Below are 24,359 nucleotides of genomic sequence, written 5' to 3'. Positions count from 1 at the left end.
CGAACTACAATCGTCAAACATAGTTTTTACCTCAGGACTAGACATTAAGCTTCTTTGGCTTAACAGCAATGCCACCAATAACAAGAAGCGCACCAACAATAATGAGGGCGATTCCCGCATAGAGTGCAATGGTGCCTACTAGGTACCATCCATAAGCATTCAAGAGCATTCCACGAAGTGAGTTGCCATTGAGGAAGGTGTTCATGCGAAGGTCCGTAAGCTTAGCAATCTTCTGAGCAGTTTCGTTGGTCGAAGCTTTGTTGGCAATTTCCTTGTTTACAAGAGCGTCGATTGCCTTATCGTCAACGGTTGGGTTTGCTGACTTGATCTCCTTGGCAAGCTTTGCCTTCTCTTCGTTAACGAGTTCACCAATTCCTTCGAAGGTTGCCTTATCATCTGCAACCTTGGCTCCCTTTGCAGCAGCCCTCATATGAGCAGCGATGTAGTGATCAGCAAACGCTTGAGCCTGTGGACCAGTGGTCATCTTTTCACCAACAAATCCTGAAAGAGCATCAACATCTTCCTGAGTAAGACGTCCACCCTTAAGCTGTCCATCAAGTGCTTCCTTGTCCGGCATTGAGATTTCTTGTGCGCCAAGCTGATCATTAACGAATGAGTGTGCGTACTTTCCACCGAAGCTTGCACCAGCACCAATAACAATAAGCACTACTCCGAAAATGATAGCGAGCGTTTTATAAATTTTGGCAGCCATAATATTTTTCCTATCACGATTATTTCGTTGCTACGGGCGTGATATCGACTCCGCTTTCCGGTCTTTTCTCCGCTCTATGCGTTAGCCCTTATCAAACCCACTGTAGAATTGTTGAATTATCAACTTTTACGTTTATAGAATATTCAACAACACAGCCAGTAAACAAACGCTGGTAAGTTTTGATAAATATGAAAAATATTCTCAGTAAGACGTTTCCGCAGTTCAGGAAGCTTTTGATAAAAAAGGAAGAAAAACCTCCATAAAATTCGGGACTTATCTCCCAAGAACTGCACGTATCATAAAATCTGGTGCTCGAGGGGGGAGTTGAACCCCCACGCCCTTGCGGGCACACGGACCTGAACCGTGCGCGTCTGCCTATTCCGCCACTCGAGCGAGTGTTGAACTGACAAAAATCATCAGTACAGCAACGATCAGCTTACACTCCCTCATATACCTTGTCCAAGTAGATAAATAGAACAAAGTGGTGATTCTCCGCACCAGAATGCATAAACAGCAGAGCATGAGATACCACAGAGCCTAAAAACAAAGTAATCTTTGAGTATCTATGCTTTTCAGATACGCAGGATAAGATATGGCATAGGGGTAGTAAAGATAGGAGCTATGAATGGGTGCATTCGATAAAATCGAACGTAGCGTTGAGAACGCCGTCGACAATATGTTTTCACGCGCCTTTCATTCGGATCTAAAACCCGTTGAACTCGCATCGGGAATCAAAAAGTCAATGGACGATCGAGTTGCCTCGATTACACGTGACCGCACCGTAGTTCCAAATGATTTCCTTATCAGCCTGTCACCTGCCGATTTTTCAAAAATTTCCGAGTGGGGCGAAGACGAACTCATCGGAGAGCTCGTCGAAGTAGCTAAGCAACACGCACAAGAACAGCGCTACACTTTCCTTGGTCCAATCACCATTAATTTTACTAAGAATCCGAACCTCACTCGCGGAAAAATTTCAGTTCGTGGAACATCAAAACGAGGAGCTGTTGCTCCCGCTACAGCTTCAGATGCTTCAGCCCAAAACCCAATCCTTGAGATCGGCGACGACCGCTACGTCCTGACCGGCGCACTGACGACGATTGGCCGCGGATCCTCCTGCGATATCACAGTTAACGATTCGGGAGTCTCACGCAAACATCTCGAGCTACGGATCACCCCTGGCGGCGTGATCGCAAAAGACCTTGGAACTACGAACGGTTCCTTCGTCGAAGGTCATCGCATCAGTGCTGCAACACTTGTTGACGGAAACACCATAACGATCGGACGAACAAAGATTATGTTCTGGACGTCGCCGGAGGGTCAATGAGCACTCTCTTCATCACTCTCCTTCGCTTTGGTTTTCTCTTACTCCTGTGGCTCTTCATCCTGTTCTTACTGATTACAATTCGTAACGACGTCTTCGGTACCACCGTGACCGACCGTCGTCTGGCTAGGAAGAAAACGAACCGGGCCAAAAACACCACCCCTTCTCCTCAAGGACGTACCCTCGGAGAGGAAAAACCGGCAGCACCTCAACTCAAACTTGTTGTTACCCAAGGTCCACTGACAGGTACGGCGTTACCACTCGGAACAGGAACTTTGCTGATTGGGCGTTCACCTGACTCAGCCCTGGTTCTTGACGATGGTTACGCATCGTCCCGCCACGCTCGCATTTACTACGACTCGGGTTATTACTACGTCGAGGATCTCAACTCGACGAACGGAACATGGGTTGGTCAAGAACGAATTCACCACCCAGCGCTCCTCAACCTTGGAACGCCCATCACCATTGGTAAAACTGTAATGGAGCTTCACTCATGACGATCCAGCTACGTTATACCGCCTTTTCTAATACCGGATTAGTTCGCAAAAACAACCAAGATTCGGGCTATGCTTCACCAAATCTTTTGGTTTTGGCAGACGGAATGGGCGGTGCAGCTGCGGGTGACGTAGCCTCGTCGGTCACAGTCGCACATCTTTCAGAGATCGACGACGTTCATCCGGTAGACGATCTACTCCCCACCTTGCGAAATGCACTTGCTGCCGCTCATGACGAATTGATTCAGCGCGCCGTCGATAACCCCAACCTCGCAGGGCTTGGAACCACCTGTATTAGCCTTCTACGCTCGAACAACAAGCTGGCGATGGTCCACATCGGTGATTCACGCGCCTATCTGTTACGCGAAGGCGTTCTTACCCAGGTCACTAGGGACCACACCCTCGTCCAATACCTCGTAGATCACGGGGAAATCACCCCGGAAGAAGCGGAGAATCACCCCAAGCGCAACGTGATTATGCGGGCGTTGGGAGATAACCCGGGCGATCTTGAATTCGATGAATCGATTCGTGAAGCTGTACCAGGCGACCGCTGGTTACTATGTTCGGACGGCCTATTCGGGGTCGTCTCTAAAGACACGATTACCCAAACTTTGATCGAACACAGCGATATTGATGAATGCGCCCAGCACCTGATTGATCTTTCGCTCGCTGGTGGCGCCCCCGACAACGTCACCGTAGTGATTGCGGACGTCTTCGCCACTGTTGAGGTTGATAACCTACGTGATTTTGACCGTGGGGCAATCGTCGTTGGTGCAGCGGCACAAAAACAAGTTGAACAACCGGCGGCAGGAACGTCTTCGGCAGAACAGGCAGCACAGCTTGTACCTTCAGCTGATTCTCCTGAAGAAGTCGAAGAAGAACCTCGGCGACGTAAGCCGGTAGCACGAATTGCCGCGTTGATCGGAATCCTGGCCGCACTAGGTATCGGCACAACGGCTGCTTACGCTTGGACTCAGACCCAGTACTTCGTTGCTCCTGCCGGAGAAAATATTGGGATTTACAAGGGGATTCCACAAAACATCGGTCCACTGACTTTGAATTCACTTGAAGAGCGAACCAACGTTCGAATCAACGACCTCACCGAAGTTGTGCAACAGCGTTTGAAGACGCCTATCACACGATCTTCGCTTAGATCGGCGCGTGACCTGGTGGAAAACCTCAGTGAACAGCGTGCAAAAACCGCGGATATTCACCCCAACGATTCGACACAGCCAAGTACTACACCCCCAACTGTGCAGCCAACTCCTGGAACACAACCTGCTCCACAGCCTCCCAGCACAGGGGGTAATTAATGAGCGTCATTAGCCAGCATCCAGCACGAACAGGTCGACTCCAAGAGTTCGGCTTACTCCTTATAGCCTTTGCGCTTCCGCTTCTTGCTTGGATTTTGGTGACCATCGGCGTCTCACCTTCGAAAGATATTCAGGTTATCCCTGATAGTTTCTTTTTCCTCACCGTACTTTTGGGCACAATCGTACTCGCAACTCATTTTACAATTCGAAAGTTAGCGCCCTGGGCAGATCCAGTGCTCTTTCCGGTTGCCGTTGCTCTAAACGGTCTAGGTTTAGTGATGATTCACCGCATCGATACAACCTTAGTGAAATCAACAGGAAGTACCGAGGTAGAAAGCCAACTTATCCTTTCTATCGTCGGTGTTCTGCTGATGCTCGGAGCGGTGGTTCTTGTTCGTGACCATAGAAAATTACGTAAATACACCTACACTTCGTTACTTGCCGGAATTACCCTGCTACTCCTTCCACTGTTTCCCGTTATCGGCAAACAGATCAACGGAGCTCGACTGTGGATTCGGATCGCCGGATTTTCTTTCCAGCCTGCAGAATTAGCCAAAATCGCCTTCGTAATATTCTTCGCAGGATACCTGATTTCTCAACGCGATAACCTTGCCCTCGCAGGAAGGAAAGTACTGGGAATTCAGCTTCCTCAACTGCGCCATTTTGCACCGATCTTAGTTGCCTGGGCTGCTAGTTTAGCAATTCTTGCCCTTGAAAAAGATTTCGGAACCGCCCTGCTCTTCTTCGGACTCTTTGTGGCAATGCTCTACGTAGCAACCGAACGAGTTTCTTGGCTGATCATCGGCGGTCTACTCTCAACCGTGGGCATCTATGTAATAGTCCAGCTCATGCCACATATTCAGGCACGTTTCACAGTTTGGCTTCACGCACTTGATGCCGAGGTCTACGACCAAACCTACGGTTCATACCAGCTGGTACAAGGACTTTTCGGGATGGCTTCCGGCGGGCTTTTTGGCACTGGCTGGGGTCGTGGCTTCCCGACCAAGTCCTACGCTTCTAACTCCGACTTCATTATCCCTTCGTTCGGCGAAGAACTCGGAATGATCGGCCTCTTGGCCTTACTCTCGCTCTATTTAATCCTCGTTTTCCGAGCCTTCAGCACCGGAATTCATCTACGCGACGGTTTCGGCAAACTCCTTGCAGCGGGCTTCGGCTTTGCCGTCTCTCTCCAGTGTTTCGTAGTAGTTGGCGGCGTCACCCGCGTCATTCCGCTCACCGGTCTAGCAATGCCCTTCTTGGCTCTCGGTGGATCTGCACTTCTTGCTAACTGGATCATCATCGGCATCCTGATCAGAATGTCCGACGATGCACGCCGTCCCGTTGCTACGGTTTCGACGCCTCTCTCCGCAATAGACACCGCTGACCTACGCGAACTTTTGGACGACGACGCCGATACCGATTCGCACGTACACGCAGCAGCATCATCCCACGGCTCTTTCACGAAGAACGATTCTGACCCTGACGACGACTCCCAGCTAACCGAGGTGGTAAAGCTATGAATCCACCTCTACGGAAACTTTCGACCGTCGTCGCGATTATGTTCGTTACGCTCATGCTAGCCGTGACGTACATTCAGTTCTTTAAGGCGCCCGAGCTCAACGCGGATTCACGAAATGTACGCACCCTCTATCGTGAGTATGGAACTAACCGTGGTCCGGTCATCGTCGCTGGTCAACCTATTGCGCAGTCTGAACCTATTGACGATGCCTACCAATTCCTTCGGAAGTATCCGAACGGTGATCTCTACGCTCACATCACCGGTTTTTTCTCGATCGCTCACAATTCAATGACTGGTATCGAGCGCTCCGAAAACCCTGTACTTGGTGGTTCTGATTCATCCTTGGCCGCATCGCGAATCCAAGACCTCTTCACCGGCCGGCAACCTCAAGGCGGGGGCGTTTCGCTCACCATCAACCCAGTAGCTCAAAAAGCAGCCTCAGATGGTCTGGGAAATCGACGTGGCGCAGTGGTGGCCATTGAACCCAGCACTGGAAAGATCTTGGCACTGGTTTCCAAGCCTTCTTTCGATCCTAATTTGATCGCAACTCACAATCGTGAGCAGGCAAAGAATGCATGGACCAGCCTCCAAGAAGCAGAAAATAAGCCGTTTCTTAACCGTGCACTCGGTGGCGATCTCTACTCGCCAGGATCGGTGTTTAAGGTTGTTACGGCAGCAGCGATGATCGAAAACGGAATGAACCCGGATTCGGTTGTTGATTCTCCAACCACCTGGACTCCACCCGGAACTTCGTCTGAAATCCGTAATAACGAAGGAAACTGTGGCGATGGTTCTGGTAAGAGCTCTTTACGCACCGCTTTCGTAGAATCGTGCAACACCACATTCGCCATCGCAGGGGTGAACCTTGGGGCTGAAAAACTTACGCAGACTGCCGAGAGCTTCGGATTCCACAAGGACCTTTCTATTCCTTTATTCGTGCGACCATCCGTTTTGCCGATTGCTAAGGACAAACCAACCCTCGCAATGGACGCTTTTGGCCAGCGCGATGTTTTGGCTAGCCCTATTCAGATGGCAATGGTGGCTGCCACGGTTGCGAATCACGGAATCGAGATGAAGCCTTATTTAGTCGATCAGATTCTTTCGCCTGACCTTGAGACGATTTCTGAAACTAAGCCGGAAGAATTCGGCAACCCTATTTCGAAGGAAACCGCTAGTCACCTCGCATCGATGATGGTCGACGTCGTTGAAAAAGGCACGGGAACCAGCGCACGAATCAACGGTGTCTCGGTTGCCGGAAAGACCGGGACCGCACAGGTCGGTGGCGGACGCGATGCTCATTCGTGGTTCATCGGATTTGATGCCAACAATTCGTCGAAAGTGGCCGTGGCTGTTTTCGTCGAAAACGGGGGCTACGGAAACTCTGCGGCGGCTCCGGTTGCTCGCGACGTTATTAAGGCGGTTATAGGGAAATGACCAGCATAAATATTTTTTGTAATGGAATTGCAACCATTCCTAGCTACCCTTTTGCTTATTCAACAAGCAGTATTAACAAAGATAGTTATCTAGACGCATACAGGAGCGCGAAACAATGACGGATATTCCACGCATCCTCGGTGGACGATATGAAGTGGGTGACCTCATCGGTCGCGGCGGTATGGCACAAGTGCATATCGGATATGACACTCGCCTGTCACGAACCGTCGCTATCAAGGTCCTTCGTGCTGACCTCGCAGCTGATCCCACCTTTCTCGCACGCTTCCGTCGCGAGGCTCAATCCGCTGCGGCACTCAACCACCCAGCGATCGTTGCCGTCTACGATACCTCCGAAGAACATGTGACGACGGCGTCGGGACGGTCTCTCGCATTGCCATACATTGTTATGGAATACGTTCGTGGTAGCACCGTAGCTAAGTTGCTTTCAAACGGACAAGCGCTGCCAATTGACGAAGCAGTTCAGATCGCTGCCGGCGTTCTTTCCGCGCTTGAGTATTCGCACCAAGAGGGTATTATTCATCGCGATATCAAGCCTGGAAACATTATGATGACCCAAGATGGCAAGGTTAAGGTGATGGATTTCGGAATTGCGCGAGCTATCGCCGATTCCGCCGCTACCATGACGTCAACGAATTCTGTTGTTGGCACTGCTCAGTATCTTTCACCTGAGCAGGCACGTGGTGAAGTCGTTGACACTCGTTCAGATCTTTACTCGACGGGATGCCTCCTTTATGAGCTTTTGACAGGAAAGCCTCCATTCCAAGGTGATTCCGCCGTTGCTGTGGCATATCAGCATGTTTCTGAGACCCCGAAGCCGGCTTCTCAAATCGCACCTGATATTCCAGATACCATTGATCGCGTTGTTATGAAGTCGTTGGCCAAGAAGCGCGAAGATCGTTATCAGGACGCAGCTGAGATGCGTTCAGAGTTGCTTCGCGCCGCTCGTGGCGGAGCGGTTTTAGCTCCTGATGTGGACACTTGGCAAACCCGAGTTGTTCCGACTCCAACCCGAGCCGCAGAAGCAACTGCGGTTGCCCCTGCCTATATGCCAGCGGGTGGAACTGCACCGATGTCTCACACCCAGACCGGTATTTCTCCAGTCAATGCCGAAGACGAATCTAAAAAGAAGTCTAAGAAGTGGTTGATTTGGCTTGGTATTCTACTTGCTCTCTTAGCAATCGGTGGAATTTCCTATGCTTTGCTACAGCAGGGAACTCCAGAAAAAACCGAACCCGTGGTAGTGAAGGTTGATGTTCCAGATCTTGCAAATATGGATCAAGCAGAGGCACGAAAGACGATCGAAGGTGTAGGGCTGAAATTCGTACTTGGCGATCCTATCAACGACGATAAGATTCCATCTGGTCGCTTCATTTCCTCTGATCCCGCAGTTGGAACTTCCGTTGAAAAAGGTACCCGAGTGACCGTACATTTTTCTGCTGGTCCTAATTCCGTTACTGTGCCTGCTCTCAACACCGGAAAAATGACGGAGGAACAAGCACGTGCTGAACTCGAGAAACTTGGTCTGAGTGTTGGAAGTGTTGAAACAGTAAATCAAGCAGGAATGCAAAAGGGTATCGTCATTGACACCGAACCAAGTGCTGGGAGCACAGTTCCGAAGGGAAGTGCCGTTCATCTTTATGTATCTTCTGGAAAAGTTGAACTACCAAAGCTTATCGGTAAGACCCAAGAGGACGCACAGAATACGCTCTCTGCCTTGCAACTCCAGTTCAACATTGAGCACGTAACCAATGACCAGCCAAAGGGTACCATCATTGAGCAGTCGCCACTGGCAGGGTTAATTGATTCAACCGCACGAATTACTTTGAAAGTGTCTGACGGTCCAGCACCAACGCCTCCATCCACTCCAACTGATCCAACCAAGCCTACAACTCCAACAGATCCGCCATCTACTCCTAACACCGGCGGTAGTGGAACAGGTAACGGCAAGTAGCTGTTATCTGAGATCTCTTATATAGGTGGGGAGCTCAACTCATTGGCGATACAATCCCAGAGTTGAGCTCCCCACCTATAGTTTAGGAATGTAATATCTAACTTTTACGGCAAGGGATCGCTGAATTAAAATCAGCAACTAAGCGTTGGTCTTGGCGATGTTAAACCAGCTCTTAAGCATCTCTAATCCACCTTGAGTCAGCACTGATTCAGGGTGGAATTGAACGCCGAAGAGCGGCTTTGAACGATGCTTCAATGCCATGATGATTCCATTGGTAGTATGAGCAGTCGCTATCAATTCCTCAGGTAATGATTCAGGCTCTACAGCTAGCGAGTGGTAGCGCGTAACCGTAAGTGGATTATCTAGGCCGTCCATTAGTACAGAATCACTATGGACGATCTGCGATACTTTTCCGTGCATCAGTTCGGGAGCGTGCGAAACTACTCCACCGAAAACTTCCGCGAGCGCCTGGTGTCCTAGGCAGACGCCGAGCATAGGTATTTCTTTTTCACCGCAGAGTCGAATCACTTCTGGTGACATCCCGGCATCAGCTGGCATCCCCGGTCCCGGAGAGATTAAGACGCCGTCATACAAAACAACGTCCGAAAGATCCACCGCGTCATTTCTTACTACATCGACATCCGCACCTAGCTGCCGCAAGTAATCAACGAGCGTATAAACGAAAGAATCATAGTTATCGACAACCAGAATTCTTGCCATTATCCCACCGTGTTATCAATCAAGTTAGTATTTTCAACGACCCATGGGAATACAAACATGAAAAGAATCGCCACTACCGCAACGAAAAGCACCAGTGCTTCGATGATTTTCAACCACGTTGGTCCAGGTAGTTTACGCCACAGTGCTGCATACATATTTTTTTCCTCGCTATTTCTGAAGTCACGTTGCAATGCTGATTTATTTGTCTGTTGCTTAGATGAATCAATCATCGTTGTGAACGTAATCATTTTTCACTGGTCTGGATCAATAAGCTCTTGTGGCATACCATCCGAACGCTTAACCCAGTGATCAAATTCCGCATGTACGATCCAACGTTGGTTAGAAACCATCGGCGGATGGCACGTTGTAATGGTAAGAAGACGACGGGTCGGTTTTATATTCGGAATTTCTTTCCCCGTTCGCACAGCTTCACCAGCCACAAAAGGATCGGGTGCAATCACGTAAGTATCAGCAGGGTCAACAAGTTCATGGTTAACCATCTTGAAAACCAGCCAAGCATCGGGGGTTTCCACCACGATTGGAGTCCCTTCCTCCAAGGTATCTACATGAAGCATTCGAGCTCCGTAAATTTCACGGTGAACTGCCGTGGAGAAGTTTCCAACTTCTCCTGGAAGTGCCGTTGTTGGATAATGCCCAAATGCGCCGGTATTCAACACTTTGTTCGAAACACCTTCTTTAATTGGTGTTGCATGATCGTAGCCAAATGCCGGAATATGGATAACGGCGAGTGTTGCACCTTCAGTTTTGTTTGGGGAGATGATTGGTGGCTCACCAGTTTGTGGTTGGCCAATTTTCTGAGGAACATCACCAAATTGGCTGTGGATTTTGTCCACTTCGCTGTTGATAGAAGCAGTTGCTTCGACGTTCGTCCACCAAATCTGCCACACAATGAACAGACCGATCACCACTCCAACGGTAATGAGTAGTTCACCCAAAACGCCAAAGAAGCAACTCAACCAGCCGCCACCTTTTTTACGCTTTTTCTTTTCTGGCGAGTCCTGTTCATTGCTCGAGAGGCTCTGGGCATCGTTGCCAATATATCCGGGGGAAGATGCAACTGTACCGTCTCGTGTAACTTGGTTACGCGAATCGTCAAATAGTTCGTCAATCCCACTGTTCTTGAATGATGAATGTCTACCCACTTAGCCTCTTTCAATCAGCACCTTCTGCCACTATTCTAAACTCTGGGAGCATATTTATAAGAACGCTAAAATCAAAAGGTGGAAAACTTGTTAAGTATTTCGTTTTTGGCGCAGAAATAGATAGTCTTAGTGTGGAAATATCGTAGAAGATAAGGAACGTCATGCCTGAATCAAAGAAGCGCCGTAAGGTCGTTGACCGCGAAGCTACAAAGGCACGCACTTCAAGCAAGAAGGTAGAGAAAGTCGATCAGCACTCACCTCGGTGGTATGCGCCACTTATGGTTACACTTGCGATCATCGGCCTGATTATTGTTGTCACCGCCTACGTAACAAATGGTGGATATCCTTTCCCGTTCTTCAGCAATGGTAACTATAACCTCTTCATCGGAATCGGGCTCATGCTGATTGGATTCCTAATGACGATGGGGTGGAAGTAAACCTTCACGAAGCTTTTAAGGTTTTCACTTTTCTTTTCATATAAAGAAGGAGGGGAAGGCTTCGCCTTCCCCTCCTTCTTTATATGCCCTTCGTGTTCCCCTTGTTGTATCTGTTTATTGCTATTCCTTATTTTTGCTTCTAGCTGTCCTATGAGGAAATCAAAATTCTTCACGGAATTCACTACACAAAACTACACATTCTTAAATTACATCAATGTAGTTTTCCACAATTGTGGTTAACCTGTGGAGAATTACATCAGTGTAGTTCCGCAGATGAGAGAGCTTTTCTGTTGGTTTTGTGGGAATTTTGCGATGCTTTGGGTAAACCCTTATACACAACACGGGCGGTGAGTTATCACGAACGCTGTGGAAGTTTTCCGGAACAAAAAATTAGAGTGAAAAGGAGCCCTCCAAGCAGACCACCTACGTGCGATTCCCAGGAGATGTTTGGAACCACAAACCCCATTGCTAGGTTGATACCCAGCAAAACAAGGATTCCACGAAAGTTCGACGAGCCTCGGACAAGGAGCAGCATAGCTCCAAATAGACCAAAAACGGCACCGGAAGCACCCACGGCGGCGATTGTCCAATAGCCGGTTAGCCAAGCATAAACGTAGACCGCTGCATTACCGGCAATCGCACTAAAGAGGAAAAGACCAAGATAACGCCACTTACCAAGGGTTACTTCAAGCGCCAAGCCAAGCAACCACAGGGCATACATATTAAAAAGAAGGTGAAAAACACCCGAATGCAGGAATGCGGAAGTTAAGAAACGATAGGGCTCAACGCCCGCAAGTGGGGGAAAGAAAAGTAGTGCGTATCCGAATTCTGGGAAAACAAAGTCGATCACCGCAAACAGTACACAAATTACGATTAATACGGTGGTAATGGGGTGAGACGAGGAACGCCACATCTGATGTATACGTCCTGCGTTAGGTTCGCGAGGAGTAAAGTTGCTAGATGTGGCGTCCGAAAAATTCGTCATAGTTGAAACTATAACCTAAAGGTCACTCGGTTACGGTGATACTTTCGATCACGACGTCTTCTACTGGACGATCCATTGCTCCGGTTGGAGTGGTGGCAATCTTGTCCACAACTGCTTGGGAATCAGCATCTACAACCTTACCGAAAATAGTGTGTTTACCCTGCAACCAAGTAGTTGGCGCAACAGTGATGAAGAACTGCGAACCGTTAGTTCCACGCCCCATGCGAGTTCCAGCGTTAGCCATTGCAAGCATGTATGGTTCGGTAAAGTTTACTTCAGAAGAGATTTCATCGTCGAAGGTGTATCCCGGACCACCGGTACCTGTGCCAAGCGGATCCCCACCCTGAATCATGAAACCGTCAATAACACGGTGGAAGATTACGCCGTCGTAGAGCGGATGTGACACACGTTCGCCGGTACGAGGATCTGCCCATTCACGCTTTCCGGTTGCTAGTTCGGTGAAGTTTGCAACCGTTTCTGGTGCGTATTCTGGGTAAAGGTCAACGGCAATATCGCCCATGTTTGTATGTAGTGTTGCTTTCATATCTCTATTTTCACATACCCATGGCACAGAGCAAGAATTCAATCATTTTCTGTGGAAAGTCCTTGCTATGAGCTTAATTTATCTGCAACATGTAAACTTTCCTGAAAGAATGACTATTAAATGTAATGATTGACTATATCGATCATCGGTTCGGTTTGATCATTCGACACGACGTCTCCTCTCCGGAGTCGTCCGAGATGCCTGGAGGTGGCAGTATGTCGATTATCCATTGCAAGAATAAGAAGAAAGCAAAGCGCGACGTGCTTGAGGTTAAGGACGCAACCCAAGAAGTTGTTTCCGATCTTCTTGACGACGCAAAAGAGGCAAGCCGTAAGTTCCGCGCTTGGGCTGGTCCACGTATTGAAGACGCCGGAAAGCGCCTCGCACCGGTAGCTCAAGAAACCGCACAGCGCGTTAACGACGCCGCTCACGATGCTGCAAATAAGGCACGTCCATACGTAGAAGACGCCGCAGACAAGATTCGTCCATATGTTGAGGATGCATCGGACAAGGTGCGTTCTGAGTACATTCCTATGGTTGTTGGTGCAGCGAGTGCGACCTTAGACGATGTTAAAGCCAACTCCGAAGAACTTAAGAAGAAAGCTCGGATTGCAGCAGAATCGGCTAAGAAAGAAGCTATGAAAGCTCAAAAAGAACTACTAAAGACTCAGAAGAAGCAAAAGCGTAAGGCTAAGCGCAAGAAGTGCTTTATCACCACGTTGGTAGTTGGCTCAGTTGCATCTGTTGGATATTATTTCTGGAAGCGTAGCCAGCCAGTCGAAGATCCATGGGCAGAAGCTTATTGGGAAGACGTTGCAGTTTCTTCAGATGGGCCGACGCTACGCGACTCGGTTGCGGATGCCGCTGAAGGGTTGAAGCAGAAAGTTGCTGAAGGTGCTACCAAAGCAAAGCATGCAGCCAATCGTGCAACGTCAGGAGCTGTAACAGATTCTGCGTCAGGAGCAGGCAACGAAACCCCTGCTACAAAAGAAAACAAAGAATTCGAAGATGACGCTCAACTTTCTACCGGTCTTGATCAAGATGTCGAGAAAATTGAAAAAGAAGCAAGTAAGGCTACTGAGTAATTGAATTGTCTTGAATCCTTCTGAGGGAGACCTAACTTATTAGTGTAACCCTTAAGACAAGCACTTTCAATAAAGAATAGGTTGTGGAGCCCCTGAAAAAGAGGGGCTCCACAACCTTTCTTTTTCATATAGCGGAAAACTCCATATAAACCCACTCAATACTTGAAAGGTAAAATGTATTAAATAGTGGACAATTGCTCTCTTTCTTCAAATTCCAACCAATCGGACATACACTCACATTAGTTAGTACATCTCGTACTAACTAAATTCAAATATTTGAGGAGACTAAGATGAAGAATCCCGGCGTATCATTGGCTCTCGCCACTTCATTGATGATGCCAACCGTGGGTGTTGGATTAATTCAACAGGATTCCACTCCGGACGCAGCTGCCACCTCAGCTGTCTCCACCTATAACAGCACCGAAACAGCGATGGCAAAAGAGAAGTTAGCAGAGCTCGATGCCGCAATGAACAAGATCCAGGAAGCTAACAAAGATGTTCCAAAAGCAAATTGGAGCAAAGAAATCTTGGATCTTGTCAAAACAGCAGCAGAACTTCGTAAGGAAGTTGAAGCAATCATCTCTGGTGACTTTGCTGCTTTCCATCCAGCAGTTTTCGAACGAATCACACTTATTACCCAAATCGGCATCACCATTGATACCTCGGTAAACACCCTTCAGAACAAGGTTCAAGCAGCTCACGTTGAAGTTGGATTTGCAGTGACGAAGGCTGTTCTTCGCGTTATTAATTTGACCGCTACCGAGGATCAGCTCAAGGAGTCGGAGAAGAACCTTACCGACACCTTGGCTCGGGTAAGTACCTACCCAGACCTTACTCCAGGTGACGTTGCAACCGTTTACGTCAAGCACGAGCTCCGCAAAGATATTTGGCAGACCCGTATTAACCGAGACAAGAACATCCTTGGAAAGAAAGGTTATGCGGTCTACAGCGAGCTCAATAAAGCCATCACCCATGCAGTAGGAGTTTCACTAAACCCAGCTTCAACCGTTCAAAATGTTCGCGATGAAGTTGCTACCTTAAACGCCGCTTATGCAAAGGCTATGGCTGCTCCAAACAAGTAAAACAAACTTACTTTCGTCTAAGTAATGTCGTGGGCTACCAATTGATATTGGTAGCCCACCGTTAGTTTGTGGTCTTTGGAAGAATATCCTCCGCGAAACTTCCTCTTGTAGAATTAAAAGTTTTCCAATCGCGCTTTCCCAACATCCCATTTAGGATCAGAGAAAATTCCCTTTTCTACAAGTTTCGGATCTGCAGATAACGGGGTTCTTAGCTTAGGATAACGCTTATCTTGCTTCCACCAAGGCATCCATCCTACAAATCCATTAACAGACGGCGTAGTGCTCTTTGGCTCGAAGCCGAGCTCAGCTGGAGTCTCCTTGATCATGTCAGTTACGAAATATTTATCGCGATCATCGGCATGAAGCTTCATGACGCGACGGAACGCACCCAATTCGAAGAAGAGGCAGTTTGTAAGCGGGTTGCGATGGAACTTCATGATCTTCATGAGCCAGTACACAAAGAGCCAGATATTGAACAAGAATGCCGCCCAAGCACAAACAATATTTGCCACTGGGTTCATCGTTGAGTAGTTCGTCATCACGCTTGGCTGAACGAGGAGCTCTGGGAGGATGTTATTCGCAGCAATCCAGAACATGAGGGTAAAGCAGCGGAACCAAATCCATTGGCCCTTTGCCCAAGTAAATGCTGGAACTGTACAAGCAAGCAGCAATGCAAGCGTACAGTACCAAGTGTAATCAGCTAGTGCGTTATAAAGGAATGCATGATTCCAGAGATCATAGGCAATAACCCACGGCCACGCCATATCAACCCAGATAAGTCCACGAATCTTCGCCTTTCCTGGGGAAGTAATATAAATTTTTCCAAGTCCGGTAATGGTAGCGATATTCAAGAAACCTGCAGCAGCAGTTAGCAAGTTCCAGTAGCCACCGATTGTTCGGAAACCAGTTGCTGGATCAATACCGATTCCCTTGACTGCAAAGTTAGCAGCAACAGCTTCATACCATCCATCAGACATAACCGCAGCACTAACACCACGAGTTTCTGGAAGTCCTGCAATCATTGAAATCGAACGTGCGGCGTCGATATCTTTCAAACACTGTGCGCTAGCTGCGCAGGCCTGGTATTTATCCGCTTCAAAGAAAATCGTGATATCACGGATATTGGCTTCGGTGATGTTCACCGCCAATCCTATCCACAGTGCCACTCCCAGCCAGATTGCGTACCTGTGAGCCTTCGTAGGGTTCCGTTTCCCCCAAGCCAGCAAGAACGCCGTCATCGTTGCGGTGGCAACCATAATGACGAATTTCCCAAATGGAAACCAACCAACCATTGGAACACCGTGGACGATCACATACGGTGTAATCAGAATTCCACCAACCGTCCAAAGTGCGAATGCCGTCCATATCCAACGTCGATTTATTTCGGCAACGAGCATTTGTAAAAGGAATACTACGATCCAGCACACATAAACCCAGCCAGATCCTACTTCCCATAAGAACCCCATCGTTCTTCCTCCGATGTAGAGAAAACATTATATTGACGTTTTCGTAGTTTTGTATAAAGTGCGTGCTCTTTTTTCAAAAGTCCTGTAAAACACCTTGAAACTTGAGCTACAATAAACTAATTGTAATTCAATGACGAATAGAAAGTAACACCGCTTCCAAAGAAGGAGACGGAAATTGTTACTGTACTTTCATTAGGGGACAAAATGTCTAAACCACACAAACAAGCCAAACTCCACACTATCGCGAAGTTAGCAATGGCTGGAGGAGCGCTTGGCCTCACTGGGATGTTCTCATTTAGCCAACTGTCCGGAAAAGCTACCAAAGAGGAAAATGATTGGGTTTATCCGTCGGACGACTTGATCGATCGCTGCTACGATAATGGTCGCTCGTCTACCTACGCCATCGATATTGACGCACCAGCGTACGCGGTTTACCGCCACCTCAAGCAGATTGGCTGCGATAAGGCTGGTTCATATTCTTCGGAGTTCCTCGAGCGTAACTTTGCTCGCCTACCATTTTACAACTCCTACGAAATCCAAGAACACTGGCAGGGACCAGATGCAATGCAACCAGGCGACATCGCAGGTTTCGACTATACGGGCATGTCGATGGAATGGACTGATATCGTTCCTGGTAAGTATGTGTCCCAATGGGTCGATACCAAGCATCCACCAAAAGCACCTGGTTCCTTTGCTTTCCGGTACCCTGGAATGAAGCACTACGCCGCCGCATGGTGTTTCTACGTCGTTCCACTTAAGGGTGAGCGTTGCCGCCTGATCAATCACTGGAGAATCGGTTTTGAACCAGATAACGGCATCGCAGCGTCCATCAACTGGGTCAACATCGAACTCATCGGTGGTTGTATGGCTCATCTCCAGAACATCTACATCAAGCGAGTTGTGGAGTTCCGTAAGAAACCACAGATCCAAGCACGCATCAAGCGCGCAGTGCTCGGCGGCAAGGTCTTCGGATTCGGTACACCAGCTGGTCGCTACGACGGCACTGAACTCTACGAAGATACTCACAACGTATGGTTACGCTACGGTCGCCAAGATCCTGCATGTAACGAGGTTCGCCCTCCAGTAACTGAAAACACTGAATGGCCACCAACCGGTCCTGGCACTCCTTGGGCCGACGTCGTCGACGAACACTACTTCGACAGCTGGGAAGAGCCAGAGTTCTCATGGGACGAGCAAATCCGTCAAAAGAAGGAAAAGACGTACCTGAAGAACTGGGGTAAGAAGACATCGGAGGGTAAGTAGTCATGACTCCCAACTACCCAACTCTCTTCTTTTTCGAAGTGGGCCAATGGTGGGATTATGTAATGCTCTTTGCTGTCATTGCTGGTCTTGCCATCACAGCATGGCTTGCTATTAGAAGCAAATGGGTTGCGATCGCCGTATTTATTGTTATCCCGGTGGCACTTACGATCTTCTGGTGGCCGTATTCAACGCAAGGTACGAGCTCAGCGGGATGGTTCCCGATCGTCAAGCAGTACTCTGCCCTCCTTGGTTCGCTTTCCCTGGTAGCACTGCAGTATTTCCCGAAGCTTCGCACGAAGTACTGGTACCTGTGCATTCCGCCGCTCATCCTCTCGGTTAACATCCTCGAGGCTGTCATCCGCGATTTCCAGTGTTATTTCATTGAAGGTGTAGATCCTTCGAACAATATGGTGACTTGGGGTGGTCCATGGAACATCATGAACGGCATCGCTGGAATCCTGAACTTCCTCATGATCTCAGGTTGGGTTGGAATCTACATCGCCAAAGGAAAGAACAAGCAGATCATCTGGGGCGACCTTACCGTCGCCTGGATCATCGCCTACGACGTATGGAACTTCGCCTACGTCTATAACTGCCTCGCAGACCGTGCTTGGTATTCAGGCGTTGCGCTGTTACTCTCCTGCACAATTCCAGCGTTCATGGCAGTAGGAAAAGGCGCGTGGATCCAGTACCGCGCATACACACTAACCTTCTGGTCCGCGATCGTTCTAACCTTCCCTCACTTTATGCACGATTCGATGTTCGCGCACCGCTCGGCTCACAATCCGACGGCGCTCTTCATCGTTTCTTTCTTGGCATTGGTTATCAACATAGCTGTATTCATCTACCACGTTAAGATGGTCGCTACGAAGAAGCGTAACCCCTTCACCCAAGAGGTATATGTCGATTCGCGCGAGAGTATGGCAATCGCTGCTGTTCATGCTTCCGACGCCGATCGGGAACGTATCGCTGCTGGTATAGGAAAGACTCGCGCGGAGTTCGGCTTGTGAAAGAGAGCTGATTACAAGAAACGGTAATTTCACGCAGAGGGCGGTCAACAAGTTTTGTTGACCGCCCAATTAAAAATAAAAAGAAGGAGAACGACGAAAGTCGCTCTCCTTCTCAATTGTGGAGCTTACGGGACTCGAACCCGTAACCCCCTGCTTGCAAAGCAGGTGCGCTACCAATTGCGCCAAAGCCCCTCTGATACCAGAGGTATCTTGCTTTTAGGACTCTACCTTATCTGCTACCTGATGCCAAATCCCTTGGCATTGGGCAACTTCCGAGGCTTTGAGGAAAATCGCGTAGCTAACGACTCCAACAGCAATCCAACCGATTACCTTTTTCATCGTAACTCCTCGAATTTCTTCTTTCCCGAAGCAGTGGGCCTAGATGGACTCGAACCATCGACCTCCACATTATCAGTGTGGCGCTCTAACCGACTGAGCTATAGGCCCTTTTTGAGGTGCTGCACCATTAACGGTGCCGAATAAGATTAACTCATTTCAACACGAATTTCCAAATTCGAATGCCCTGTTAGCAATGCAGCTCACATTTTAGATTACTCATCGGTAACCGTTACGTGTAACCCTCCAACCAGCACCGCAATCACATTAAAGATCAGAGCCATCAATGTACCCAGTGCCGTCATCAGCACGACCTCGATAACCGCTACAACAACGGAGAACGGAATCAAACGTCCAAATTCAAGGAACTGCCCTAGTTTCAGGAGTTGCTCTGAATTCAAGGTAGTAAGCAGATCTTCGATACCCGCCCACACGTGCATTGCATCAAAAACCAGCCACAACACGATGGATGCAACAATAAGCATGATGCCAATCGCAACCGAAACAAGGAAGGAAATCTTCAACGCCGACCACGGATCAACTCGCGAGATCGTCATATGAACCTTGCGAATACCTACGGTCTTCTTCGTCTTTTTTTCCGCTGGTGTCGGTTTTACCGCAGGTTCTTTAGCGGTTTCATTAGTCGAAGCTGTCATATTATTTCTCCGTTTTGCCGTGCTCCAAGCTCTCGCCTAGTAGCGTCGTAGCTTTCCGAGTATCTTTACTCGCTAATACTATCGTCCGTTTGGTGATTTCCTGCGTCATTTTGAACGTCGCCGAATTTTTCCTCAGTTTTAAGCTCACCTGCAGTTGCGGATTCAGGTCCAGATTCAGTCTCAGCCGCTTCTTCGATCTCCTCTTCACTAGCCGCTTCGAGGTTAAGCGCAATTGCAATAATTGAATCGTTCTTATCCGGGCGCGCAAACTTAACACCCTGCGTATTTCTACCCGTCAAGTTCACTTCGTCCACGGAAGACCTTACAACCTTGCCGGACTGCATAATCACCATAACTTCGTCACCTGGCTGAGTTATTAATGCGCCAACCAGCTGCCCACGAGCTTCAACAAGGTTCGCAACCTTAATACCAATTCCAGAGCGTCCCTGGGTCCGATATTCATTTACAGAGGTTCGCTTAGCAAATCCGCCCTCGGTTACGATAAAGACTTCAGCGTCGTCGCGAACAACATCCATGGTTAAGAGTTTGTCGTCTTCACGGAATTTCATTCCGGTAACGCCCGACGTCGAACGTCCAGTTGGACGCAAAGCCTCATCCGTCGCGGTGAAGCGAAGTGACTGTCCATTGCGCGATACCAACAGAAGATCTTCGCCTTCGTTCACAAGGCGAGCAGACACAACCTGATCCGTCGTACCATCTTCACGTTCGCGCAGCTTAATTGCAATTAAGCCGCCGGTACGAGTCGAATCATAGTCCGTGAGCTTCGTCTTCTTAACCAAGCCCTCTTCCGTTGCAAGAATTAGGTATTCTGCCTGGTCGTAATTGCGTAGGGTAATTGCAGAAGCAATAGTTTCCCCTGGTTGGAACGCTAGAAGGTTTGCAATATGCTGCCCCTTCGATTCACGCGAACCCTCAGGAAGTTCGTAACCCTTGATTCGGTACACGCGTCCCATATTCGTGAAGAAAAGGTGCCAATCGTGAGTGGAGGCGATTCCGAAATGTTCGACGACGTCGTCGCCACGTAGCGTCGTACCCTTAATTCCCTTACCACCACGGTGCTGAGCACGGTATTCGCTCACCTTGGTGCGCTTAACAAAACCTGAGCGCGTAATTGTTACAACGACGTCCTCTTCAGGAATGAGGTCCTCAACGGTCATCTCGCCATCGAAAGGAAGAATCGTAGTGCGGCGATCGTCGCCGAAACGATCTACGATCTCTTGGAGCTCGTTGGAAACAATCTCACGCTGACGTGCAGGCTTAGCGAGGATGTCACGATATTCTTCGCACAGCGCTTCCTTTTCTGCCTTCTCGTCAAGGATCTTTTGACGTTCCAGAGCTGCCAACCGGCGTAGCTGCATGGAAAGGATATGATCTGCCTGGACTTCGTTAATGTCCAGGAGTTCCATCAAGCCTTTTCGTGCCTCGTCAGGTGTTTGAGAAGCTCGGATAAGCGCAATAACAGCATCAAGTTGATCGAGAGCCTTTGCAAGACCCTCAAGGATCATCAGACGCTCTTCAGTCTTACGTAGCCGGAATGCGGTACGGCGCTGAATAACATCCATCTGATGCTGTACCCAATGGAACACGAATCCATCGAGGGAAAGCGTACGCGGAACTCCGTCAACCAGTGCAAGCATGTTCGCTGGGAAGTTGTTCTGGAGCTGGGTGTGCTTGTAGAGGTTGTTAAGAACCACCTTTGCCACGGCGTCGCGCTTAAGAACGATAACGATTCGCTGACCAGCACGGCCAGAGGATTCGTCGCGAATATCGGCGATTCCAGGGAGGCGTCCATCCTTGATTCCTTCCACCATCTTGTCCAAGAGGCGATCAGGATTCACCTGGTAAGGCAAATCGGTAACTACCAAGCACTGACGGCCGTTGATTTCATCAACCTCAACCACCGCACGCTGGGTAATCGAACCGTGACCGGTGCGGTACATTTCTTCGATACCACGGGTGCCAAGAATCATAGCCCCCGTTGGGAAGTCCGGTCCCTTGATGCGAAGAAGAAGCTGAGCAAGGAGCTCGTCACGCGTCGCCTCAGGGTTCTCTAAATACCACTGCACACCTGAAGCAACTTCGCGGAGGTTGTGTGGAGGAATGCGCGTAGCCATTCCCACCGCAATACCTTCAGATCCATTAACCAAGAGGTTCGGGAAACGAGAAGTCAAGACAACTGGTTCTTGAACGGATCCGTCAAAGTTCGGCTCGAAATCTACTGTGTCTTCGTGAATATCACGAACCATCTCCACTGCAAGCGGAGCCATACGAGCTTCCGTATAACGTGGAGCTGCAGCACCAAGATCACCGGCAGTTCCGAAGTTTCCTTGACCAGCTACAAGTGGGTAACGCAGGTTCCAAGGCTGAACCATACGAACCATCGTGTCGTAAATCGCAGCATCACCATGTGGGTGGAAGTGACCCATTACGTCTCCAACAATTTTGACCGACTTGGAGAACGAAGAATCCGGGCGGTAGCCACCATCCCACATTGCGTAAATTACGCGGCGATGAACTGGCTTCATACCGTCACGAACGTCCGGAAGTGCACGTCCGACGATCACCGACATCGCATAGTCGAGGTAGGAAGTCTCCATTTCTTTCTGGAGATCAACCTCTTTAATCATTCCGTGGTTGTATGTTGATTCGTTGTTTTCGTTTTCTTTACTCACGGTAACCCTTAGATATCGAGGAAGCGAACGTCATGAGCGTTGCGCTGGATAAAGCTTCGGCGTGAAACTACATCTTCACCCATGAGGATAGAGAAGGTTTCATCGGTTGCAGCAGCTTCGCCGATCGAAACCTGCTTTAATGTGCGAGTTTCTGGATCCATGGTGGTCTCCCACAACTCTGAATCGTTCATTTCGCCTAAACCTTTGTAGCGCTGAATTCCTTGGCCCTCGGCCTTTGGAAGTTTCTTTCCAGCGGCAAGACCGGCGGCAAGAACCTCGTCACGCTCCTTATCGGAAAAAACGTAATCATGTGTAGAGTTCGACCACTTGATTCGGTAGAGCGGCGGCATTGCCAAGTAAACAAAGCCTCCTTCGATCAAAGGACGCATGTAGCGGTAGACCAACGTAAGGAGCAAAGTGGCAATGTGCTGACCATCCACATCCGCATCAGCCATGAATACGATCTTGTGGTAACGCAATTTGTTGATGTCGAATTCGTCGCCGACGCCGGTACCAAAGGCCGTAATAAGACCCTGAATCGAGTCAGAGGAAAGCGCACGATCTAGGCGTGCCTTTTCTACGTTCAAGATCTTTCCACGGATTGGCATGATCGCTTGGTGCTTAGGATCACGACCGTTGACCGCAGAACCACCTGCGGAATCACCCTCCACAATGAAGATTTCACATTCTTCTGGATTTCGCGATGTACAATCCTTGAGCTTTCCAGGCATAGCTGCCGATTCAAGAACGGACTTTCGGCGAGTTGCTTCACGAGCCTTACGTGCAGCTAGACGAGCTGAATAAGCCTGCGAAGCTTTACGAATAATTTCCTTACCTTCTGACGGATGCATATCGAGCCAGTCGGTGAGGTATGCGTAGGTTTGCTGCTGAACAAAGGTTCGTGCTTCAGTATTTCCAAGCTTGGTTTTCGTCTGTCCTTCGAACTGAGGTTCACCCAGTTTAACGGAGATAACGGCGGTAAGTCCTTCACGAATATCTTCTCCTGAAAGATTAGGATCCTTTTCCTTTAAGAGGTTTTTATCGCGAGCGTACTTGTTAATGATCGAGGTCAGAGCAGTGCGAAAACCTTCTTCGTGGGTTCCGCCTTCGGTGGTATTAATCGTATTTGCAAACGTGTGCAGAGCCTCCGAATAGGCACTCGTCCATTGCATCGCAATTTCAACCGAAATCTTTTTCTCTTTATCTTCGGCTTCGAAGTAGATTGGTTCTGGATGAACACGCTCCACCTTCTTCGTCTGTACCAGGTAGTTCACGTAATCGTGCAGACCACCGTCGTACTTATACGAAGTTTTGTGGTAGCCGGTGGTGGGTGTATCTTCAACTCCTTTTTCGTCACCGGTAACTTCGTCACCTTCTTGAACAGCTTGTGGTCGTTCATCAATCAAGGTGATGCGCAGGCCTTTATTCAAGAAACACATCTGATGGAAGCGCTTGCGTAGCGTTTCGTAATCGAATTCGGTGGTTTCGAAGATATCGCCATTTGGCCAGAAGGTCTGGGTAGTTCCAGTTTCATCGGTAGGTTCACCCTGTTCAAGCGGCGCAACTGGAACGCCGTTTTCGTAGGAGATGCGCCAAACGTATCCGTCGCGACGAACTTCAGTGTCCATTCGCGTAGAAAGTGCGTTAACAACAGAAATGCCGACGCCGTGAAGTCCGCCCGATACAGCGTAGGAACCGTTTCCAAATTTTCCACCGGCATGAAGGACCGTCATAACAACCTGAACTGCCGAAACGCCTTCGGTTGGGTGAATATCGACTGGGATTCCTCGACCATTATCAACAACTTTAACTCCACCATTTTCAAGGAGAGTTACAGTGATTTCGTCCGCGTATCCAGCAAGAGCTTCGTCAACTGAGTTGTCAACAACTTCGTAAACAAGATGATGTAGTCCGCGTTCTCCGGTTGATCCAATATACATACCTGGACGCTTACGAACTGCTTCTAAGCCTTCCAGAACGGTGATATCCGAAGCCCCGTACGACGATCCGTTCGCCGGTTGCGTGCTGGGCTTCGCCTCGTTCTGTGGCTTTTCTTCTTCATTAGACACGCTTAGAGATCTCCTCGTTGCATCGTTTGCGCAAACCACACGAAAGAAGTGTGGCCTATATCTCAAAATGGAGCTAGAACGCCGT

General features: G+C 48.9%; 22 protein-coding genes and 3 tRNA genes. 11 read left to right on the top strand and 14 right to left on the bottom strand.

Annotated features, from left to right (window positions below):
* Positions 1-37 precede the first annotated feature (37 nt).
* Positions 38-712 (bottom strand): hypothetical protein, encoded by a 675-nt coding sequence (locus tag EIH22_RS04140; protein WP_124054506.1) that lies wholly within the window; start codon positions 710-712, stop codon positions 38-40.
* A 306-nt stretch (positions 713-1,018) separates the two neighbouring features.
* Positions 1,019-1,105: transfer RNA gene (locus tag EIH22_RS04135), tRNA-Leu, on the bottom strand.
* 232 nt (positions 1,106-1,337) lie between these two features.
* Between EIH22_RS04135 and EIH22_RS04130 the strand changes: the two genes are divergently transcribed.
* From EIH22_RS04130 to pknB, 6 genes are all read left to right on the top strand, one after another.
* Positions 1,338-2,036, top strand: a complete 699-nt coding sequence (locus tag EIH22_RS04130; RefSeq protein ID WP_124054505.1) for an FhaA domain-containing protein — start codon at positions 1,338-1,340, stop codon at positions 2,034-2,036.
* A complete protein-coding gene (locus EIH22_RS04125) occupies positions 2,033-2,530 on the top strand; it encodes an FHA domain-containing protein FhaB/FipA (protein ID WP_124054504.1) in 498 nt (165 codons plus the stop codon). Before EIH22_RS04130 ends, EIH22_RS04125 begins: the two co-directional genes overlap by 4 nt.
* Positions 2,527-3,840, top strand: coding sequence for a PP2C family protein-serine/threonine phosphatase (locus EIH22_RS04120; protein ID WP_124054503.1), 1,314 nt, complete (start codon positions 2,527-2,529; stop codon positions 3,838-3,840). Before EIH22_RS04125 ends, EIH22_RS04120 begins: the two co-directional genes overlap by 4 nt.
* Entirely contained in the window at positions 3,840-5,360 is a 1,521-nt protein-coding gene (locus EIH22_RS04115; protein ID WP_124054502.1) for an FtsW/RodA/SpoVE family cell cycle protein, read from the top strand. The genes EIH22_RS04120 and EIH22_RS04115 overlap by 1 nt, the downstream gene beginning before the upstream one ends.
* Positions 5,357-6,793, top strand: a complete 1,437-nt coding sequence (locus EIH22_RS04110; protein ID WP_124054501.1) for a peptidoglycan D,D-transpeptidase FtsI family protein — start codon at positions 5,357-5,359, stop codon at positions 6,791-6,793. The genes EIH22_RS04115 and EIH22_RS04110 overlap by 4 nt, the downstream gene beginning before the upstream one ends.
* Positions 6,794-6,908: 115 nt before the next feature.
* Positions 6,909-8,765, top strand: coding sequence for a Stk1 family PASTA domain-containing Ser/Thr kinase (gene pknB / locus EIH22_RS04105; protein ID WP_124054500.1), 1,857 nt, complete (start codon positions 6,909-6,911; stop codon positions 8,763-8,765).
* Positions 8,766-8,903: 138 nt separating this feature from the next.
* On the opposite strand, the gene EIH22_RS04100 is transcribed toward pknB, so the two are convergent.
* The 3 genes from EIH22_RS04100 to EIH22_RS04090 are packed head-to-tail and all read right to left on the bottom strand — an operon-like array spanning position 8,904 to position 10,648.
* Positions 8,904-9,485, bottom strand: coding sequence for an anthranilate synthase component II (locus EIH22_RS04100; protein ID WP_124054499.1), 582 nt, complete (start codon positions 9,483-9,485; stop codon positions 8,904-8,906).
* A complete protein-coding gene (locus EIH22_RS04095; RefSeq protein WP_148086825.1) occupies positions 9,485-9,715 on the bottom strand; it encodes a hypothetical protein in 231 nt (76 codons plus the stop codon). Before EIH22_RS04095 ends, EIH22_RS04100 begins: the two co-directional genes overlap by 1 nt.
* A 21-nt stretch (positions 9,716-9,736) precedes the next feature.
* Complete coding sequence (locus EIH22_RS04090; RefSeq protein WP_235001766.1) at positions 9,737-10,648, bottom strand: class E sortase; 912 nt, start codon at positions 10,646-10,648, stop codon at positions 9,737-9,739.
* Positions 10,649-10,809: 161 nt separating this feature from the next.
* On the opposite strand from EIH22_RS04090, the gene EIH22_RS04085 reads away from it, so the two are divergent.
* A complete protein-coding gene (locus tag EIH22_RS04085; RefSeq protein ID WP_124054497.1) occupies positions 10,810-11,085 on the top strand; it encodes a cell division protein CrgA in 276 nt (91 codons plus the stop codon).
* 355 nt (positions 11,086-11,440) lie between these two features.
* On the opposite strand, the gene EIH22_RS04080 is transcribed toward EIH22_RS04085, so the two are convergent.
* Both EIH22_RS04080 and EIH22_RS04075 read right to left on the bottom strand, forming a co-directional pair.
* Positions 11,441-12,070 (bottom strand): rhomboid family intramembrane serine protease, encoded by a 630-nt coding sequence (locus tag EIH22_RS04080; protein WP_124054496.1) that lies wholly within the window; start codon positions 12,068-12,070, stop codon positions 11,441-11,443.
* A gap of 22 nt (positions 12,071-12,092) precedes the next feature.
* Positions 12,093-12,614 carry a peptidylprolyl isomerase gene (locus EIH22_RS04075; RefSeq protein ID WP_124054495.1) on the bottom strand — a complete coding sequence of 174 codons (522 nt, stop codon included), beginning with the start codon at positions 12,612-12,614 and terminating at the stop codon, positions 12,093-12,095.
* A 125-nt stretch (positions 12,615-12,739) separates the two neighbouring features.
* On the opposite strand from EIH22_RS04075, the gene EIH22_RS04070 reads away from it, so the two are divergent.
* Positions 12,740-13,699, top strand: coding sequence for a hypothetical protein (locus tag EIH22_RS04070; protein ID WP_124054494.1), 960 nt, complete (start codon positions 12,740-12,742; stop codon positions 13,697-13,699).
* A gap of 290 nt (positions 13,700-13,989) precedes the next feature.
* The gene (locus tag EIH22_RS04065; protein ID WP_124054493.1) at positions 13,990-14,781 is read left to right on the top strand and encodes a CAMP factor family pore-forming toxin; all 792 of its coding nucleotides are present in this window, start codon (positions 13,990-13,992) and stop codon (positions 14,779-14,781) included.
* Positions 14,782-14,894: 113 nt separating this feature from the next.
* Here EIH22_RS04065 and EIH22_RS04060 read toward each other — a convergent pair whose 3' ends face one another.
* A complete protein-coding gene (locus EIH22_RS04060) occupies positions 14,895-16,247 on the bottom strand; it encodes a DUF5692 family protein (protein ID WP_124054492.1) in 1,353 nt (450 codons plus the stop codon).
* 255 nt (positions 16,248-16,502) lie between these two features.
* Between EIH22_RS04060 and EIH22_RS04055 the strand changes: the two genes are divergently transcribed.
* Positions 16,503-17,510 carry a hypothetical protein gene (locus EIH22_RS04055; RefSeq protein WP_200829185.1) on the top strand — a complete coding sequence of 336 codons (1,008 nt, stop codon included), beginning with the start codon at positions 16,503-16,505 and terminating at the stop codon, positions 17,508-17,510.
* Between the two features lie 2 nt (positions 17,511-17,512).
* Positions 17,513-18,520: a DUF5692 family protein gene (locus tag EIH22_RS04050; RefSeq protein WP_124054490.1), complete on the top strand. Its 1,008-nt coding sequence runs from the start codon at positions 17,513-17,515 to the stop codon at positions 18,518-18,520.
* Between the two features lie 119 nt (positions 18,521-18,639).
* On the opposite strand, the gene EIH22_RS04045 is transcribed toward EIH22_RS04050, so the two are convergent.
* From EIH22_RS04045 to gyrB, 6 genes are all read right to left on the bottom strand, one after another.
* Positions 18,640-18,712, bottom strand: a tRNA-Ala gene (locus tag EIH22_RS04045).
* A gap of 24 nt (positions 18,713-18,736) precedes the next feature.
* Positions 18,737-18,859, bottom strand: coding sequence for a hypothetical protein (locus EIH22_RS09040; RefSeq protein WP_268808214.1), 123 nt, complete (start codon positions 18,857-18,859; stop codon positions 18,737-18,739).
* 34 nt (positions 18,860-18,893) lie between these two features.
* Positions 18,894-18,967 (bottom strand) — tRNA-Ile (locus tag EIH22_RS04040).
* 104 nt (positions 18,968-19,071) lie between these two features.
* A complete protein-coding gene (locus tag EIH22_RS04035) occupies positions 19,072-19,512 on the bottom strand; it encodes a DUF3566 domain-containing protein (RefSeq protein WP_235001765.1) in 441 nt (146 codons plus the stop codon).
* 65 nt (positions 19,513-19,577) lie between these two features.
* The gene (gyrA, locus tag EIH22_RS04030; protein WP_124054731.1) at positions 19,578-22,160 is read right to left on the bottom strand and encodes a DNA gyrase subunit A; all 2,583 of its coding nucleotides are present in this window, start codon (positions 22,158-22,160) and stop codon (positions 19,578-19,580) included.
* 53 nt (positions 22,161-22,213) lie between these two features.
* Positions 22,214-24,274, bottom strand: a complete 2,061-nt coding sequence (gene gyrB / locus EIH22_RS04025) for a DNA topoisomerase (ATP-hydrolyzing) subunit B (RefSeq protein WP_124054489.1) — start codon at positions 24,272-24,274, stop codon at positions 22,214-22,216.
* Positions 24,275-24,359: the final 85 nt, after the last annotated feature.

It is taken from the genome of Arcanobacterium ihumii (assembly GCF_900604515.1).
Classification (GTDB): Bacteria; Actinomycetota; Actinomycetes; order Actinomycetales; family Actinomycetaceae; genus Arcanobacterium_A; species Arcanobacterium_A ihumii.
Note: the sequence above shows the minus strand (reverse complement) of the source record. Positions and strands in the feature narration are given on the sequence as shown.